The sequence below is a fragment of the Niallia sp. CD-39 genome (genome assembly GCF_059874745.1).
This window is the reverse complement of the sequence record NZ_JCBCPS010000003.1, coordinates 117,197-134,956: the sequence shown is the minus strand read 5'-3', so window position 1 is coordinate 134,956 and position 17,760 is coordinate 117,197. Positions and strand designations below refer to the sequence as shown.

Sequence of the window (17,760 nt, the reverse complement as noted above, 5' to 3'; positions counted from 1 at the left end):
ATGGACGTATTAAGTAATCCTGTATCTTACCGGGCTTAGATATAACCTCGAACAGATAAAAACTGTAGCCATACAACTAATAAGTTCGTAGACTTTCAAACAAATACATCATTTTTGAATTCTCGAAAAACCCCTACACATTCTTATTTTCCATGTGAAAAAAGGAGGGGCTATTTCCCCTCCTTTCTTCTAACATTATTCGCAAATCTCTAAGAAGATTTTTCTCTTGTCTGATGAACCTGCTGCATAGACAACAGTACGAATTGCTTTCGCAACGCGACCCTGCTTTCCGATTACTTTTCCCATGTCCATCTTGTTGACAGAAAGCTGATACGTTACTTTCGTTTCTTCTTCCACCATCATAACCTGAACTTCATCCGGATAATCGACTAAGGGTTTTACAATCGTTTCAATCAGCTCTTTCATCATCATCGATCTCTACTTATTTGCTGTTCTTTGCGTTATGGAATTTCTCCATAATGCCTTGATTTGAGAATAAGTTACGTACTGTATCAGATGGTTTCGCACCAGTTTGTAACCACTTAAGAGCTAGCTCTTCATTGATATCAACGATTGCTGGCTCAGCAACTGGATTGTAAGTTCCAACTGTTTCAATGAAACGTCCATCACGAGGAGAACGAGAATCTGCTACTACAATACGGTAAAAAGGAGATTTTTTAGCTCCCATACGTTTTAATCTAATTTTAACTGCCATTTTAAATAGCACCTCCAAAAAAGTATTACACAAGATAGTATATTATCAATTCTTACATCGTTTGTAAAGGTTTTTTTCTTTACAAGTAAAAAAAGTGTATGTGGCTTGCTCAGACCCGACAAGCATAAGACAAAAAATCGCAGGAAGTCCTGACTTCTGAAGAGTTTTGACTTATGACCTCGAGGGGCTAGCCACTGAAACTAGATTAACAAAAAAAGTGTATGTGGCTTGCTCAGACCCGACAAGCATAAGGCAAAAAATCGCAGGAAGTCCTGACTTCTGAAGAGTTTTGACTTATGACCTCGAGGGGCTAGCCACTGAAACTAGATTAACAAAAAAAGTGTATGTGGCTTGCTTTGTCGCCAATTTTTTTTACAAAAAACGATGCATTAAAAGGGGTTAAATGGTAGCTTAAATCCACCTTTTTTCTTCCCTTTTCCTTGCATGCCTGTCATCTGTTTCATCATTTTCTTCATGTCTTCAAATTGCTTAAGCAATCGATTCACTTCAGGTACACTACGCCCGCTTCCCTTCGCAATTCGCTTTTTGCGGCTTGCGTTAATGATTTCAGGGTGTTCCTTCTCGTCAGCTGTCATCGATTGAATAATCGCTTCGATATGCTTGATTTGTTTTTCTTCAATTTGCATATTGTTTAAGCCCTTAATTTTGTTCGCACCTGGCATCATCTTCAAAATCTCGTCAAGAGGACCCATGTTACGAACTTGACCAAGCTGCTCTAAGAAGTCATCAAGAGTGATTGAAGCTGTACGCAACTTCTTCTCCATCTCCTTGGCCTTCTCTTCGTCAACATTAGCTTGAGCTTTTTCAATTAGCGACAGGACATCTCCCATTCCCAGAATACGAGAAGCCATACGTTCTGGATGGAACGCTTCTAAAGCGTCTAATTTCTCACCCATCCCAATAAACTTAATCGGTGTATTCGTTACAGAGCGAATAGATAGCGCTGCTCCACCACGTGTATCACCATCAAGCTTAGTCAAGACAACTCCTGTTAATCCAAGCTGTGCATTAAAGCTATCTGCAACATTTACCGCATCTTGTCCGGTCATCGCATCAACAACTAGGAAGATTTCATCAGGTTTCGATAATTCTTTTATGTCAGATAGCTCACCCATCAATTGTTCATCGACGTGAAGTCTACCAGCCGTATCGATAATCACATAATCATGATGCTCTTCTTTTGCCTTTACAAGCGCTTGTTTTGCAATTTCAACAGGACTTACTTGATCCCCTAGTGAGAACACAGGCATATTAAGCTGTGTACCTAAAGTTTCAAGCTGCTTGATTGCAGCAGGACGATAAATATCAGCTGCTACTAGCATCGGGTTACGATTATACTTCTTTCGTAGTAAGTTCGCTAACTTACCTGTCGTTGTTGTTTTACCTGCACCTTGAAGACCAACCATCATAATAACTGTCGGCGGTCGGTTTGATACTGCGATTTTACTTTGTTCGCCACCCATTAATTCAGTTAACTCTTCTTTAACGACCTTAATAACCTGTTGACCTGGAGTCAAACTTTTCATGACCTCTTGTCCAACAGCACGTTCACTTACTTTTTTAACGAACTGCTTTACTACCTTGAAATTCACGTCTGCGTCAAGCAAGGCTAAACGGACATCTCGCATCATTTCTTTTACATCTGACTCACTAATCTTCCCTTTGCCACGAATCTTCTGAATCGTATTTTGCAGTCGGTCGGCTAATCCTTCAAATGCCATTTATGCCGCCTCCTAATCTAATTTCTCAAGCTCAGCAATAATTTTAAAAACGTCTTCCGTGTCCGGGATCTCTTTTTCAACTATACCTTTAAGCGAAACCATCAACTTTAAGCGTTCTTGAAACTTTTGAAGTAAGAGTAACTTTTCCTCATACTCTTCAAGCATTGCTTCTGTACGCTTTATATTATCATAAACCGCTTGGCGGCTTACTTCAAATTCTTCAGCAATCTCTCCAAGTGAAAAGTCGTCTAAATAGTATAGGGACATATAGCTTCTTTGCTTCGGTGTAAGCAACGACTGGTAAAAATCATAAAGATAATTCATTCTCGTTGTCTTTTCAAGCACTATGATCCCCCCTTGTTAAGTGAAAAGCCTTTACAACGTAAAGTTTACAGACAAAAGGCTTCTATGTCAAGGAAGAACAGCAAAGCGACTAACCTGAAGTAAACCTATAATAGAACAAGAAAAACATCTTGTATAAGGTAAGTGTTCAGGTTTTAAAACGCTATATTTTCGTTTGAGATTACGAAATCTAATTTAAGATTAAAAGAACCTTCACCTACTTTATCTTTCTGTGGCTCGGAACAAAAACAACCCCGCCAACAACTCACACTGCTGGCGGGTTGTTTTACTCTGCTTCGTTTTCCACTAAGTCAGCAAACAATCCATATACATATTGTTCGGCATTAAATTCTTGTAAGTCATCCATCTTTTCACCAAGACCAACAAATTTAACGGGAATTTTTAATTCATTGCGGATCGCAAGTACGATTCCACCCTTGGCTGTACCGTCTAGCTTCGTTAAGACGATGCCTGTTACATCTGTTGCTTCTTGGAAAGTTTTCGCTTGAACCATGGCATTTTGCCCTGTTGTTGCATCAAGAGCAAGCAATACTTCATGGGGTGCACCTGGAACCTCACGCTCAATCACTCGCTTTACTTTTTCGAGCTCTTTCATTAAATTAACTTTGTTTTGAAGTCGACCTGCCGTGTCACAAATAAGTACATCTACATTACGAGACTTTGCAGCACGAACAGCATCGTACATAACTGCGGCTGGGTCAGACCCTGCGCTTTGTTTTACAACATCAACACCTACACGTTCGCCCCATACTTCTAATTGCTCGATTGCTCCTGCACGAAATGTATCTCCAGCTGCAAGTAGAACGTTTTTGCCTTCACTTTTAAATTTATGTGCTAGCTTACCAATCGTCGTTGTTTTTCCAACACCATTTACCCCGACGAATAAAATGACCGAAAGCCCGTCCTGTGTCAAATTCAATTCGGAAGATGCATTTCCACCCTTTTCATAAATTTCAACAAGCTTCTCAGAAATAACAGCTTGTACATCAGCAGGGTTCTGGATATTTTTACGCTTTACCTCAAGTTTCAACTCATCAACGAGTGTCATTACGGTGTCGAAGCCAACATCTGCTTGAATAAGAATCTCTTCTAACTCCTCAAAGAAGTCCTCATCGACTTTGCGATATCGTGCAACAAGGTCATTTACTTTTCCAGAAAAATTATCACGTGTTTTCGTCAAGCCATCTTTAAACTTTTCAGTAACAGTATCCGTCTGCATCGTGATTTTTTCTTTTAACTTTTTAAAAAAACTCACTTCATCACTTCCCTTTTTATGTATGAGAATGCACAAGCATCCTTTGGTTTATACTTGTGCGACAAGCTCCTCTGATTCCTCTAAGCGAACGGAAACAAGCTTGGAAACACCTGATTCTTGCATCGTTACACCGTAAAGCACATCCGCTAATTCCATTGTTCCTTTACGATGGGTAATGACGATGAACTGCGTATCACCACTATATCGTTTTAAATATTGAGCATAACGATGTACATTCGCTTCATCTAACGCTGCTTCTACCTCATCCAGTATACAGAAAGGTACGGGACGAACCTTCAAAATCGAGAACAACAATGCAATAGCAGTTAAAGCTCGCTCTCCACCAGATAATAGTGCAAGGTTTTGAAGCTTTTTCCCTGGCGGCTGCGCGACAATATCGATGCCCGTATTGAGTAAATCATCCTCATTTGTCATGCGTAAATCAGCGCGACCTCCTCCGAATAACGCTTGGAAAACAGACTCAAAATGGTGACGAATTTGTTTAAATGTTTCTTCAAAGCGACGCTTCATTTCTACATCCATTTCATCAATTACTTGGAACAATGTATCTTTTGCCTCTTGAAGATCATTTCTTTGCTCGACTAAAAATTCATAGCGTTCAGAAACTCGTTCATACTCATCAATTGCTCCTAAATTGACTGTACCAAGCTCTTCTATTCCCATCTTAATGAGCTTCACCTGTCTTCGTGCATCTTCAGCAGGGACGGTTAACGGATAAGCTTCTTTAGCCGCTTCGAACGAGAATAAATATTCCTCACGCAAACGATCTAATCGAGTTTCTAACTCAACATCCAATCGGTTCAGCTTAACTTCTGCATCCTTCATGCTCTCTGTTAAACCTTTATGCTGTCTTCGCAACTCTTTAGTCTCAACCTCTAAGTTTTCTAAATTTGCTTGGAGATTTAACCGCTCACTTCTTCGTGAACCAATCAATTCGATTGTCGCATTTTTATCTTTTAGCTTTTGTTCAGAAAGCTGCTCTAGCTGCTCTTCTCCAGAAGTATTAGAAGTCATATCGGATGTTAACAAACTCAAATCACTCTTGAACAATTCTAAGCGGTCCTTGTTGTCATTAAGCTGTGCAACAAGCGCTACTAAGCGATCGACTGCATGATTCAATTGCTCGCGTTTTGCTGCATAAGTAACTTTAAGTTCATTAATCTGCACTTGAACTTCCTCTTTAGAAGATTGATCAGTTGCTTTTCTTTCTGTTAACTTTTGAATGTCTTCGTTCAGTGAAACAATCGTTTGTGAATACTCATTTAGCTCTTGGGCTAGTTTTTGCTGTCTATGCTCCATCTTTAAGCGCTCTTCATTGATTTGGGCTTGATCAAAATCATAAATGGTTAACCGCTCATTAATGGATTTTTCTTCATACTCAACATCCTTCAACTGCGAATTTGCGAATTGCTCATCCGAACGAAGCGCTTCCCCTTTTGCCTTTAGTGCCTCAACATCGTCTTGTTTTTCTGAAACTTCAACCTTTAAACGCTTTACATCTTCCTCTAATGAAATCGTTTTACGCTCCATTTCATCAATTTTCACCTTTAAGTCTTCGAGCTCACCTTTTCTGGATAATAGCGAATTGTTCTTCTGCTTATTCGCTCCACCAGTCATTGATCCTCCAGGGTTTACGACATCCCCTTCTAACGTCACGATACGTACCCGATGTTGAACAAGTCGTGCTATATCATTCGCGCCCTTTAAATCATGTGCAATAAGGACATTTCCTAGTAAATGATCAACGACGGATTTAAAGGAAGGATCATATTCTACGAGTGATGTTGCAACACCAATAAACGCGGGGTGGGACTCGACATGCCTTAACATTTGATCTTGGATAAAGCGTCCTTTCACAACACTTAAAGGTAAAAAGGTCGCTCTTCCAAATCCATTTTTCTTTAAGTATTGAATCGCACCGCGAGCGTCTTCCTCACCTTCAACAACAATATGCTGCATCGCTGCACCTAATGCAATTTCAATAGCTGTACTATATTCTTTTTGCACAGAAACAATCTCCGCGACAGCTCCGCGAATACCAGGTAATCTTGAATCTCTTGCTTTTAATATTTCCTTTACACCTTGGTAAAACCCTGCAAAATCGTCCTCAAGCTCTTCTAGCATCTCTTTTCTAGCCTTTGTTTGCTGAACGAATTGATAAGCTTGATATAAAGTCTTCTCTTGTTTAAGATAAGCATCCTTTAAGGCTTCTAGCTTTCTTTCTTCCTCCCTAAAGGCAGGAATAAGGGCTTCAATCGCCTTCTTTATATCGTCGCATTTTTGAATTGCCTCATTTTTACGCTTTTCAATTCTTTGACGATCTTTAATATATTTTTGATTGTCATCATCTAAACGGGCACGCTTCGAAAGCTGCTGTTCCAATTGACGCTCAATCATTTGCTTCTCATTTTTTGCTGCTGCCTGCTGATTTAATACGTCTATGTAATCTGTCTTAAGGGATTCAATTAGCTGCTCCACGTCTTCAGTATAAATCGTTAGCTCATTTTCTTTCTCTGCTAATTTTACTTTTAGCTCATTTGCTTCTAGAGACAAAGTTTGCTTTACATGATCTTGATCATTTTTTTCCTTTTCTAATTGTTCAACTTTCACTGAAAGCTCTTGAATATTCTTTTCTAGCTGTCCCTTATTTTGGGCAGCATTCTTCTTCCGTTCTTTTAAAACTTCCTTTCGACCTTCAATTTTTTCCAATTCTTCACTAGCTTGCAGCAGGAGTGCTTGAAGATCGTTGATTGATTCATCCAATGCAGTTGATTGATCACGTAATTGAACAATCTTAGACTCTTTTTGCTGAAGGGCGGTTGAAAGTTGTAACTCAGCTTCCGAATGTTTCTCAAGCTCTTTTTTTAAGGATTCCCATCTTCCATGCAGTTCTTCAACTTCATAAACAAGCAGGGCAACTTCAATTTTCTCTAATTCCTCTTTTTTTTCTAAGTAATCCTTCGCAATTGAGGCTTGAATCTTCAAAGGCTCCACTTGTACTTCTAATTCATGGAGGATATCCTTGACACGATTTAAATTTTCTTCCGTTTCGAACAGCTTACCTTCAGCTTTTTTCTTTCTAGTTTTGTACTTTAAAACTCCAGCTGCCTCTTCAAAAATCGTTCTCCGGTCTTCAGGCTTGCTGTTTAATATTTCTTCTACACGCCCTTGGCTAATGATGGAAAATGCTTCTTTACCTAATCCAGAGTCCATAAACAAATCAACAATATCCTTTAAACGACATGATTGTTTATTTATAAGAAACTCACTATCCCCAGAACGAAATACTCGTCTTGTTACACTGACTTCGTTGTAGTCCACAGGTAAAAATTGATCATCATTTGAGAGAGTTAACGTAACTTCTGCAAAATTTAATGGCTTTCTACTATCACTTCCTGAGAAGATGATATCTTCCATTTTAGTTCCTCTCAATGATTTAGCCGATTGTTCGCCTAAGACCCAACGTATAGCATCAGTAATATTGCTTTTTCCACTACCATTTGGACCAACAACCGCTGTGACCCCAGAGACGAAATCCACAGAGATCCTTTCAGCGAATGACTTAAATCCAATTATATCAAGCTGCTTTAATAACACGAACCGTTCCTCCCACAAAAAATCTCTATGCTCTGTCCATTATTGAATATGGTTTTTCAGAACCTCTAATGCCATTTGAGCAGCATGCTGTTCAGCCTCTTTTTTCGAACGTCCTGTACCCGTTCCAAGCTCTTCTCCATTCAACGATACCGTCGATACAAACTCTCGATTATGTGCTGGCCCTTTTTCGAGCAAGATTTTATATGCTAATAGACCTGTACCTTCACGTTGAATGAGCTCTTGAAGCTGGCTTTTAAAATCCATCACGTGAGAAAATGCCCCACTATCAATCTTTGGAAAAATAACCTTCTCTAGAAACTCTACCACAGGCTCAATGCCTCTATCTAAATACAATGCTCCGATATACGCTTCAAAAACATCGGCTAATAAAGCTGGTCTAGAACGACCACCAGTCATCTCTTCTCCTTTTCCTAATAGGACATATTGTCCAAAGGAAAGTTCATTAGCAAATGAGACAAGTGAAGGCTCGCATACTACTGCTGCTCTAAGCTTCGTTAGCTCCCCTTCACTCATCATAGGGTATTTAATATACAGGAACTTCGAAACCGTTAATTCTAATACTGCATCACCTAAAAATTCTAATCGCTCATTGTCTTCGTGAGGACGTCTTCGATGTTCATTTACATAAGAAGAATGTGTAAATGCTTGAATTAATAGTTTCTCATTATGGAATTGAACACCGACATTACTCTGGAAGTCCTTGAACTTTTGTAAAATTGCGCGTGTGCTTCTTTTTTCCTTATCTTTATTATAGTAGCGCATAATTGCCTCCATCATCTAATCAATTAATTGATCGATCTATTCTGTTTGTATTTGTTAATTGTTTTTAATGTTTAAACCATTTATTTAAAAGCGCAAGAAACTTGGAAAGATGCCCTCTTCCCAAGTTAAGTGATACCACTACGATTAAAATGTTATCATTTTTCCAAGCTATTATACAATAGCGTGTTTACTTTACACTATCACTTTTTTAAAAAGGAACAGTGTACAGTATACACACTATTAATCATTAAATATGTAGGGAGTTGCTGGTACTAAAAAAGCTCGGGACATATACCGATTGGTTATGACCGCAAGCTAATGCCTACTGTAGACTGGACAATAAGGAAGATCATAGATTCTCGTTAGAAAATAAAAAATCTTCAATTCATCGTTTTGCAATCTAAATAATAAACCAGTGGGGAAGTTTTCCCCACTGTTATTAGCTGTTCAATCATTATTGGAGCGCTTTTATGTAATTTACAGCGTCACCAACTGTTGAGATTTTTTCAGCATCTTCATCAGAAATTTCCATATCGAATTCATCTTCTAATTCCATTACGAGTTCAACAACATCTAGGGAATCAGCGCCAAGATCTTCTTTGAAAGAAGCTTCTAATGTAACCTCAGACTCTTCCACACCAAGACGATCGACGATAATTTTCGTTACACGTTCTAAAATATCTGCCATGCTTGCTCACCTCCCCTCAAGCCATTATAGTCGATTCCCGTTTAAGAATAAAGGAAATCGTAAATTATTGCCTACATCACCATACCACCATCAACATGTATAGTTTGCCCAGTAATATAGCGGCTATCGCTTGAAGCCAAGAATGTGACAACGTTTGCAATATCAGAAGGCTCACCCAATCGAGCAAGTGGGATCTGCTTCAACATCGCTTCCTTCATTTCTGGAGTCAATTTGTCCGTCATGTCTGTTGTAATAAAACCTGGGGCAATCGCATTGACTGTAATCCCTCTTGTAGCCAGTTCTTTAGCCGTCGTTTTTGTTAAACCAATGACACCTGATTTTGCAGCGACATAGTTCGCTTGCCCAGGGTTTCCACTGACACCAACAATTGAAGAAATATTAATGATTCTGCCATTGCGTTGTTTCATCATTTGTCGTGTTACTGCTTTCGTACAAAGGAAAACACCTTTAAGGTTCGTATTGATGACCGCATCCCACTCATCTTCCTTCATACGCATCAAAAGATTGTCGCGTGTGATTCCCGCATTATTCACAAGGATATCGAGCTTGCCAAACTTCTCAATCACATGCTTTACCATGTTTGCAACCGAATCTTGATTTGCTACATCCGCTTGAATAGCAATGGCTTCTTGACCTAATGCTTGAATTTCTTGGACGACTTCATTCGCTCTTTGCTCACTGCCAGAAAAGTTTACAGCAACAGAAGCGCCTTCTTTTGCTAATGACAGTGCAATTTCCCTTCCTATGCCACGTGAAGCACCTGTTACCAATGCTACTTGCCCTTGTAATTTCATTCGTTTGCCTCCTTTAAAGCATCAATCACCGCATCAAATGATGAAGCGTCGGATACCGAATATGTCTTTACAGTACGATTGACTTTTCGAATCAACCCTGAAAGTACCTTACCTGATCCAATCTCGATGAATGTGTCTACACCTAATGCAATCATTTTCTGGACTGAATCCTCCCATAATACAGGAGAATACAGCTGCTCGATTAATTTTTCATTAATCTCTGCCTTATCTCTTAGTTCATCCGCAGTCACATTTGCAATAACTGGGATTTGGGCATCTCTTAGATCAACTGAATCTATAACACCCTTAAATTTTTCCGCAGCAGGCTTCATTAGTTCAGAATGGAAAGGACCGCTAACATCAAGTGGGAGCACCCGTTTCGCTCCCTTTGCTTTCGCTTCAATACCTGCAAGCTCTATTCCACGCTTTGAGCCTGAAATAACGATTTGTCCAGGACAATTGATATTTGCAAGTTGAACGGGATCACCAGCTTCACTCACATGCTTAGTCACTGATTGAAGAACATCTCGATCAAGCCCTAAAACAGCAGCCATTGTTCCTTCGCCGTTCGGGACAGCCTCTTCCATCAGTTCTCCTCGACGTCGAACAGTATAGACAGCATCTTCAAAAGAAATTGCATCTGCGGCAACTAAAGCTGAATATTCACCTAGGCTATGCCCAGCCACATAGTCCGCTTTAATTCCAGCTTGCTTAAAAAGCTCAAGGGTTGCAATACTTGTTGTTAACAACGCAGGTTGCGCATTCATTGTTAACGTTAACTCCTCTTGCGGACCTTCAAATATCAATTGAGATAAGGAGAATCCTAGTTTTTCGTCCGCCTGTTTGAATATAGACAGTACTTCTTTTTTCTCGGTAGCGAGCGCTTGCCCCATGCCAACTACTTGTGAACCTTGACCTGGAAAAACAAATGCTATTTTACCCAACCCGATCACCTCTCTACCCTATACATTTATGAATGCTTTTGTTCAATAAATTGCTTAATCGTTTCCGACACTCGGTGCTCTACCATCGTTCTTGTTTGGCGTACAGCATTAAATAGAGCATTTGCATTAGAAGAGCCATGTGCCTTAACAACTGGTGCTTTTAATCCAAATAGGGCTGCTCCACCGTATTCTGTATAATCCATCTTATCTTTTAAAACCTTTAAGTCTGGTTTTAAAACAGCCGCTGCCATTTTTGATTTGAAACTAGAAGTAAGTGCGCCTTTTAACATTTTAAAAACAGACATCGCTGTTCCTTCCACAGTCTTTAAAACCATGTTTCCAGTAAACCCATCCGTAACAACAACATCAGCAACACCATTCAATAAATCTCTCGCTTCTACATTTCCAATGAAATGGATACCTTTTTGCTCACTTAATAGTTTAAAAGCTTCTTTTGTAAGCTCGTTTCCTTTCTTATCCTCTTCACCAATATTTAACAAACCGACACGAGGATTCTTGACCCCACGAACATTTTCTGCATATATAGACCCCATCACACCGTATTGAAGCAAATGCTCTGGCTTCGCATCTACATTAGCACCAACATCTAACAGGATAAATCCATCCCCTTCAATCGTTGGCAAAGTTGGTGACAAGGCCGGGCGTTCTATCCCTTCTATTCGACCAACAACAAACAACCCCGCTGCCATTAAAGCCCCTGTATTTCCTGCTGAAATACAGGCATCCGCTTTTTGATCTGCTACTAATTGTGCTGCTAAAACCATTGATGCTGTCTTCTTTCTTCTTACAGCACGAACTGGCTCGTCTGTTGGCAAAATGACTTCATCCGTATGAACAATTTCAATTCTTTCAGCAGATGTTACATGTTCTTTTATTTTTTTTTCGTCTCCGACTAAAATAATTTCCATATCTTTATAGGTCTCTATAGCTTTCATGGCACCAAGAACGATTTCCTTAGGTGCATGATCTCCGCCCATTGCATCTATCGCGATCTTCATTCCATTCATCCTTTGTCTATTATAATCATTTACTGTTAGTAGCAATTTGGTACTATTTAAACATTCTGTTTATCAGAACGAAACATAAAGAAATCACCTTTAAAAACCAATTCATTGTTTACATAACTATTTACTTCGACAAGTGTACGGTTCTGATCGTCATGCTGAACAACCTTCGCCTTTGCTATGACTCTTTCATTCATTTTAACTGACTGCGTAAAATGAATATTGGCTCTTGCTGTTAAAGCAAGCTCATCATTAATCACCGCGACGGCTAATGAGTTTGCTTGGGCGAATAAATGATGTCCACGCGCAATTTTATTTCGTTTAAATACATGCTCTTCCTGAATGTCGAGAATTGAAATCGCCGTTTCATCCAATTGGATATCAATGATTTCACCAATCACTTCGTCAATTGGCAACGCTTTTACCTCTTCGTCAAAGCGTTTCTCTGCTACATGCTTAATACGTTCACGCAACTCAGGAATTGATAGTTCAAGGCGATCTAATCGAATCGTTTGTACACTAACCGAGAACTTATCCGCAAGCTCTTCGTCTGTTACAAATGGATTTTCTTTAATCGTTTCCTCTAACATTGATTGCCGTTCTTTTTTGTTTCTCTTCATAATTTTTTCACACCGTCCAAGATATTATGACTAGGTACTAAAAGTAGTATATAATTATAACGATTCTATTGCAAGAGAAATCTTGCTCCTCTTAACAATTCCGATTTAATCGAGCTTTTCTCCTTCAAGTACACCGCTTTTCATTAATTGATCCCTTAGTTGCTTATATTGCTGTTCAGTCCAGAATGCCTTTGACTGCACAAGCTTTTCTGCATCCTGTCTTGCTGTTTCAAGTGCACGATAATCGTGAACCATATCAGCCATTTTAAATTCAGGCAATCCACTTTGTTTCTTCCCAAAGAAATCCCCTGGTCCACGAAGCTCCAGATCTTTTTCCGATAAGACAAAACCGTTGTTTGTTTCGGTCATGACACGCATTCTTTCTTTGCCTTCCTCTGTCTTTGGATTGGCAAGCAATATACAAAATGATTGATCTTCTCCTCGGCCAACTCGACCTCTTAATTGATGGAGCTGCGCTAACCCAAAGCGTTCAGCGTCATAAATGACCATGATTGTTGCATTTGGGACGTTCACACCAACTTCCACAACCGTTGTTGAGACCAATACTTGTACATCATTATTAGCGAACTTCTCCATGACTTCTTCTTTCTCATCAGGGTGAAGCCTTCCGTGCATGAGTCCTACATTGGCTCGACTACCAAAGAATTGTGTCAGAATCATGTGAACATCCAATGCGTTTTGCACATCCAACTTTTCCGACTCTTCAATAAGCGGACAGATGACGTACGCTTGATGGCCATTGCGTAATTCTTTATCGATAAAATGGAGAACACGATCAAGCATATCCGGCTTAGCCCAATATGTTTCGATTTCTTTTCGACCTTTTGGCATTTCATCAATTGTTGAAACATCCATTTCTCCAAATGCAGTAATCGCTAGTGTACGAGGAATGGGCGTAGCCGTCATAAATAGTACATCTGGGCTTTCTCCCTTTTCGCGTAAAATCCGACGCTGATTTACGCCAAATCGATGCTGTTCATCCGTGATAACAAGCCCGAGCCGGTGAAACTCCACCTCTTCTTGAATTAAGGAGTGTGTACCGATTAACAAATCAAGCTCGCCACTTTTTAATCTTTGAAGAATTTCACGACGTTTTTTCGCTTTAATTGAACTTGTTAACAGCTCAATTTCTAGTCCAAATTTAGCAAACATCGTTTTGAAGGATTGAACATGCTGCTCCGCTAAAATTTCTGTAGGAACCATTAACGCTCCTTGATAGCCTGCTGTTACACATCCATATAGGGCTATTGCAGCAACCGCTGTTTTCCCAGAACCTACATCTCCTTGAAGCAAGCGATTCATTCGGTAAGGAGAGATCATATCCGCTAAGATTTCATTTACAACCCTTTTTTGCGCTTCCGTTAATTCAAACGGCAGTGAGTAGATCAATTGATTGATTTTCTCATCATTGTACTGTATAGACATTCCATTTGATTGTTCTCGTTGGATTTTACGCAATGATTGCATTTTTAATTGAAAGTATAAAAATTCCTCATATACTATGCGTCGGCGTGCTTGTTTAAGCTGCTCACCATCTTTAGGGAAATGGACAGCTTCTACTGCATCAAATTTACCCATTAACCGATAACCTTTTATTAAGCTTTCTGGTAAATCTTCAATTAGTTCATGACCGTATTGTGTAAAAGCTGAATTGATCAGCTTCCTTATCCCTTTTACTGTGACTTTCCCTTTCACTGTATAAACCGGTTCATAATCTTTTTGATGAGAAAATGGTCCGACATGAAGTTCACTCACTGTGATTACTTGGCGGTGCTGATCCCACTTACCCGTAATGGTGACCGTTTCTTGAAGAATCAACTTACTTTTTAAATAAGGTTGATTAAATAGTACAGCTTGAACAAGAACCCTTCCTACTAAAACCCTAATCGTGAGCCTTGAGCGCTTTCTCCCATAGTATTGCAGAACCGGTTCACTATGAATAACACCTTCTACAGTAACGCGCTCTTCATGTTTCACTTCCTCTAATTCCTTCATCCGATAATCTTCATATCGATATGGAAAGTAAAGCAGTAAATCTTCAACCGTATGTATGTTCATATCATTTAATAATTGCGCGGTTTCTTCCCCAACGCCTTTAACAGCTGTTACCGGCTGGTTCAATGGTTCATTCACTCTATTTGCAAAGAACTTTCCGTAAAGTTCTTTCCTCTCCTCCCTTCTTAGCAAAATGAAAATGTCCTATTCTACATCATATGAATCTTCTACTGAAGTTTCCTTAGGCTCTATACGATTCATTACCTAATTATGCTACTTTCTATAATTATAAAAAAAGCGGCGGCCATGTGAGCCCCCGCTTTCATATTTATTCAATCGCAAAAATAAAAGCATATAACGGTTGCTTGCCGTCGTGAACTTCTACTTCAACGTCAGGGTATGTGTCTTCAACAAATGAAACAAGCTCATTTAATGTTTCATCCGCCGCATCCTCACCCTTGAAAACTGTTAAAATCTCTGCATCTTCATCCACCATTTTCTCTAATAGGTCCTTTGCCGCTTGAACAAGGTCTTTATGTTTAACGATGATTTTCCCTTCATCAATTCCCATAAAGTCTCCTTCTTCAATTTCAAGACCATCAATAGATGTATCACGAACTGCATATGTGATTTGCCCTGTTTTAACATGCTTCATTGCATCAACCATCACAGATTCATTATCAGTAAGAGATGCACCTGGGTTAAATGACAACAGAGCTGACATTCCTTGAGGAACAGTCTTTGAAGGAATGACAATGACTTCTTCCTCAGCAACCTCAGCAGCTTGTTCAGCTGCCATAATGATATTTTTATTATTAGGAAGAAGGATGATCTTCTTCGCATTAACATCTTTTATAGCTTTAAGGATATCCTCTGTGCTTGGGTTCATCGTTTGTCCACCTTCGATGACCTCATTCGCTCCAATGGAACGGAATAATTCAGCAATCCCACTTCCCATCGATACAGTAACAATTCCATACTCCTGCTTTTCAGTTGATTTCGGCTTTGATTGCTTCTCTTTGTCTTCATCGTCTAAAAGGCTCGTATGTTGCTCACGCATATTTTCAATCTTCATATTAATTAAGCTACCGTATTTTTGACCATAGCTTAAGCAATTGCCCGGTTGTTCAGAGTGAATATGAACTTTCACAACATCCTCATCTGCAATTACTAATAAAGAATCTCCAAACTTGCTTAAGTCCTGGCGGAATTTCTCTTCTGAGAAGGGTTGTTCAGAAAGTTTCTCACTCTCAAATTTCACCATAAACTCCGTACAATAACCGAAGACGATATCCTCAGTATTCATATGGCTTTGGACACTTTTATGATGCTCAGCATTTACTAGATCATTCATATTTGGCATGTTCATTGGTTCAGGAAGACTTTCACCCTTTAGCTCAGCAAGAAAACCTTCATATACAAATACAAGCCCTTGGCCACCACTATCAACAACCCCAACCTCTTTTAGAACAGGCAATAGATCTGGCGTACGTTTAAGGGAAGCTTTTGCTTCCTTTACGACAGCTTCCATGATAACAATAATGTCCTGAGTTGTATCAGACACTTCAACTGCTTTTTTCCCTGCATCTTTAGCAACTGTTAGAATTGTCCCTTCAACAGGTTTCATGACTGCCTTATAAGCCGTTTCAACACCGCTTGCAAAAGCACTAGCGAATTCTGTAGAGTTGATTGTTTCTTTTGCTTCGATTGCTTTAGAAAAACCACGGAATAATTGTGATAAGATAACACCGGAATTTCCACGAGCGCCCATTAATAGACCTTTTGAAAGAGCTATCCCTACCTTACCAATATGTGGTTGTGTATTATTTTTTACTTCCTTTGCACCGGAAGTCATTGACAAATTCATATTTGTCCCAGTATCTCCATCAGGCACAGGAAAAACGTTTAGCGCATCTACTAGCTTTGCATTGCTAGACAAGTGATTTGCACCCTGCAATATCATTTTTGCAAACTTTTTCCCGTCTAAAACTTGAATTGACACAAATCTTTCCTCCTCACTACGGGTTCGTAACACGGACACCCTGAACATAAATGTTGACTGAATCAGCACTTAAACCAACTGTCTTGTCCAGAATGTATTTCACTTTCGATTGTACATTATGAGCTACTTCAGAGATTTTTGTACCATAGCTTACGATAATGTACATATCAATATGTACTTCATCCTCTTCTTGGCGAACGACAACACCACGTGTGAAATTCTCTTTACGCAATATTTCTGTTAGTCCATCTTTAATTTGGTTTTTTGATGCCATACCCACTATACCATAACAGTCAACTGCTGCCCCGCCTGCAATTGTAGCGATTACATCGTTTGAAATATCAATTTGTCCAAATTTCGTTTTTAATTCGATCGACATGAATCTTTCCTCCTTTAGAATAATTGTAGGAAAGCGTTGGACGCTTTTTTTATGCTTCATCTAACTCCTATGATGCTTATTAAGTCTGTAAGAAGTAGTTATTTTCAATAAGGATGACACAAGCAACTATATGCCGACAATCAAAGTGAAGCATATCATTCACTGAACATAAAAAGTAGTTATGAACAATTACACATTTTCTATCCTACAGTTTTTACAGAGTAGTTGTAAACAGTTGAATTGAATTTAACTGATTTGTGCAGACTCCACCGATTATGTTTATTTTACTATATGAGCGTTTTTTTTGAAAGCTATAGTTATTATGGCTTTAATTTCCGACTAGTATGTCAAGGTTTTTTTCTTGAAAGCGAATCTCAGCTATTGCAATAGCAAAACATCTATGATAAATTATTAAAGTATCTTTTAATGGTCGTAAAACAGAATTACTGTTTTCTCATTAAGTCAGATGAACTCATGAATTGCAAATGAATGCATAAAACAATAGTTTTAGCTCATGTTTTTGTAAGGAGGGGAATTTTATGCCACGCAAATGTGTTGTCACTGGTAAGAAAACTAGCTCAGGTAACGCACGCTCACACGCGATGAACGCTAACAAGCGTACATGGGGTGCAAACCTTCAAAAAGTACGTATCCTTGTTGACGGAAAGCCAAAACGTGTTTGGGTTTCTGCACGAGCTCTTAAATCAGGTAAAGTTGAGCGCGTTTAATATGCGTATAGGACATCCTAAATTGGGATGTCCTATTTTATTTATTATATGATAAGTATTTAGCCCC

General features: G+C 39.2%; 16 protein-coding genes. 1 reads left to right on the top strand and 15 read right to left on the bottom strand.

Annotated features, from left to right (window positions below):
• Window positions 1-195: 195 nt before the first annotated feature.
• The 15 genes from AC6F34_RS09035 to AC6F34_RS08965 all read right to left on the bottom strand — a co-directional run bounded on the left by AC6F34_RS09035 (window position 196) and on the right by AC6F34_RS08965 (window position 16,965).
• Window positions 196-426, bottom strand: coding sequence for a KH domain-containing protein (locus AC6F34_RS09035; RefSeq protein ID WP_500771738.1), 231 nt, complete (start codon window positions 424-426; stop codon window positions 196-198).
• A gap of 16 nt (window positions 427-442) precedes the next feature.
• Window positions 443-715, bottom strand: a complete 273-nt coding sequence (gene rpsP, locus AC6F34_RS09030) for a 30S ribosomal protein S16 (RefSeq protein ID WP_500771232.1) — start codon at window positions 713-715, stop codon at window positions 443-445.
• Window positions 716-1,104: 389 nt separating this feature from the next.
• On the bottom strand, window positions 1,105-2,457 hold the full coding sequence (ffh, locus tag AC6F34_RS09025; protein WP_500771230.1) for a signal recognition particle protein: 1,353 nt from the start codon (window positions 2,455-2,457) through the stop codon (window positions 1,105-1,107).
• Window positions 2,458-2,469: 12 nt separating this feature from the next.
• Window positions 2,470-2,802 (bottom strand): putative DNA-binding protein, encoded by a 333-nt coding sequence (locus tag AC6F34_RS09020; protein WP_500771228.1) that lies wholly within the window; start codon window positions 2,800-2,802, stop codon window positions 2,470-2,472.
• Between the two features lie 283 nt (window positions 2,803-3,085).
• Window positions 3,086-4,075 (bottom strand): signal recognition particle-docking protein FtsY, encoded by a 990-nt coding sequence (gene ftsY, locus AC6F34_RS09015; RefSeq protein ID WP_500771226.1) that lies wholly within the window; start codon window positions 4,073-4,075, stop codon window positions 3,086-3,088.
• A 48-nt stretch (window positions 4,076-4,123) separates the two neighbouring features.
• Window positions 4,124-7,693 carry a chromosome segregation protein SMC gene (gene smc / locus AC6F34_RS09010; protein ID WP_500771224.1) on the bottom strand — a complete coding sequence of 1,190 codons (3,570 nt, stop codon included), beginning with the start codon at window positions 7,691-7,693 and terminating at the stop codon, window positions 4,124-4,126.
• 39 nt (window positions 7,694-7,732) lie between these two features.
• Window positions 7,733-8,476: a ribonuclease III gene (rnc, locus tag AC6F34_RS09005; RefSeq protein ID WP_500771222.1), complete on the bottom strand. Its 744-nt coding sequence runs from the start codon at window positions 8,474-8,476 to the stop codon at window positions 7,733-7,735.
• Window positions 8,477-8,930: 454 nt separating this feature from the next.
• Window positions 8,931-9,164, bottom strand: a complete 234-nt coding sequence (gene acpP, locus AC6F34_RS09000) for an acyl carrier protein (protein ID WP_500771220.1) — start codon at window positions 9,162-9,164, stop codon at window positions 8,931-8,933.
• A gap of 71 nt (window positions 9,165-9,235) precedes the next feature.
• Complete coding sequence (fabG, locus tag AC6F34_RS08995) at window positions 9,236-9,979, bottom strand: 3-oxoacyl-[acyl-carrier-protein] reductase (protein ID WP_500771218.1); 744 nt, start codon at window positions 9,977-9,979, stop codon at window positions 9,236-9,238.
• On the bottom strand, window positions 9,976-10,923 hold the full coding sequence (fabD, locus tag AC6F34_RS08990) for an ACP S-malonyltransferase (RefSeq protein ID WP_500771216.1): 948 nt from the start codon (window positions 10,921-10,923) through the stop codon (window positions 9,976-9,978). Before fabD ends, fabG begins: the two co-directional genes overlap by 4 nt.
• Window positions 10,924-10,949: 26 nt before the next feature.
• Window positions 10,950-11,942, bottom strand: coding sequence for a phosphate acyltransferase PlsX (gene plsX, locus AC6F34_RS08985; protein ID WP_500771214.1), 993 nt, complete (start codon window positions 11,940-11,942; stop codon window positions 10,950-10,952).
• A gap of 56 nt (window positions 11,943-11,998) precedes the next feature.
• Window positions 11,999-12,568, bottom strand: a complete 570-nt coding sequence (gene fapR, locus AC6F34_RS08980; protein ID WP_500771212.1) for a transcription factor FapR — start codon at window positions 12,566-12,568, stop codon at window positions 11,999-12,001.
• A 105-nt stretch (window positions 12,569-12,673) separates the two neighbouring features.
• Window positions 12,674-14,722 carry an ATP-dependent DNA helicase RecG gene (gene recG, locus AC6F34_RS08975; RefSeq protein WP_500771736.1) on the bottom strand — a complete coding sequence of 683 codons (2,049 nt, stop codon included), beginning with the start codon at window positions 14,720-14,722 and terminating at the stop codon, window positions 12,674-12,676.
• A 190-nt stretch (window positions 14,723-14,912) separates the two neighbouring features.
• Window positions 14,913-16,586 carry a DAK2 domain-containing protein gene (locus AC6F34_RS08970; RefSeq protein WP_500771210.1) on the bottom strand — a complete coding sequence of 558 codons (1,674 nt, stop codon included), beginning with the start codon at window positions 16,584-16,586 and terminating at the stop codon, window positions 14,913-14,915.
• Between the two features lie 16 nt (window positions 16,587-16,602).
• A complete protein-coding gene (locus AC6F34_RS08965) occupies window positions 16,603-16,965 on the bottom strand; it encodes an Asp23/Gls24 family envelope stress response protein (protein WP_500771208.1) in 363 nt (120 codons plus the stop codon).
• A 539-nt stretch (window positions 16,966-17,504) separates the two neighbouring features.
• Between AC6F34_RS08965 and rpmB the strand changes: the two genes are divergently transcribed.
• Window positions 17,505-17,693: a 50S ribosomal protein L28 gene (gene rpmB, locus AC6F34_RS08960; RefSeq protein ID WP_500771206.1), complete on the top strand. Its 189-nt coding sequence runs from the start codon at window positions 17,505-17,507 to the stop codon at window positions 17,691-17,693.
• Window positions 17,694-17,760: the final 67 nt, after the last annotated feature.

Excerpts from the sequence above, each read along its gene's own strand:
- AC6F34_RS08965 (WP_500771208.1), bottom strand. The coding sequence starts at position 16,965 with ATGTCGATCGAATTAAAAACGAAATTTGGACAAATTGATATTTCAAAC.
- fabG (WP_500771218.1), bottom strand. The coding sequence starts at position 9,979 with ATGAAATTACAAGGGCAAGTAGCATTGGTAACAGGTGCTTCACGTGGC.
- plsX (WP_500771214.1), bottom strand. The coding sequence starts at position 11,942 with ATGAAGATCGCGATAGATGCAATGGGCGGAGATCATGCACCTAAGGAA.
- ffh (WP_500771230.1), bottom strand. The coding sequence starts at position 2,457 with ATGGCATTTGAAGGATTAGCCGACCGACTGCAAAATACGATTCAGAAG.
- rnc (WP_500771222.1), bottom strand. The coding sequence starts at position 8,476 with ATGCGCTACTATAATAAAGATAAGGAAAAAAGAAGCACACGCGCAATT.
- fapR (WP_500771212.1), bottom strand. The coding sequence starts at position 12,568 with ATGAAGAGAAACAAAAAAGAACGGCAATCAATGTTAGAGGAAACGATT.
- acpP (WP_500771220.1), bottom strand. The coding sequence starts at position 9,164 with ATGGCAGATATTTTAGAACGTGTAACGAAAATTATCGTCGATCGTCTT.
- AC6F34_RS09035 (WP_500771738.1), bottom strand. The coding sequence starts at position 426 with ATGAAAGAGCTGATTGAAACGATTGTAAAACCCTTAGTCGATTATCCG.
- rpsP (WP_500771232.1), bottom strand. The coding sequence starts at position 715 with ATGGCAGTTAAAATTAGATTAAAACGTATGGGAGCTAAAAAATCTCCT.
- rpmB (WP_500771206.1), top strand. The coding sequence starts at position 17,505 with ATGCCACGCAAATGTGTTGTCACTGGTAAGAAAACTAGCTCAGGTAAC.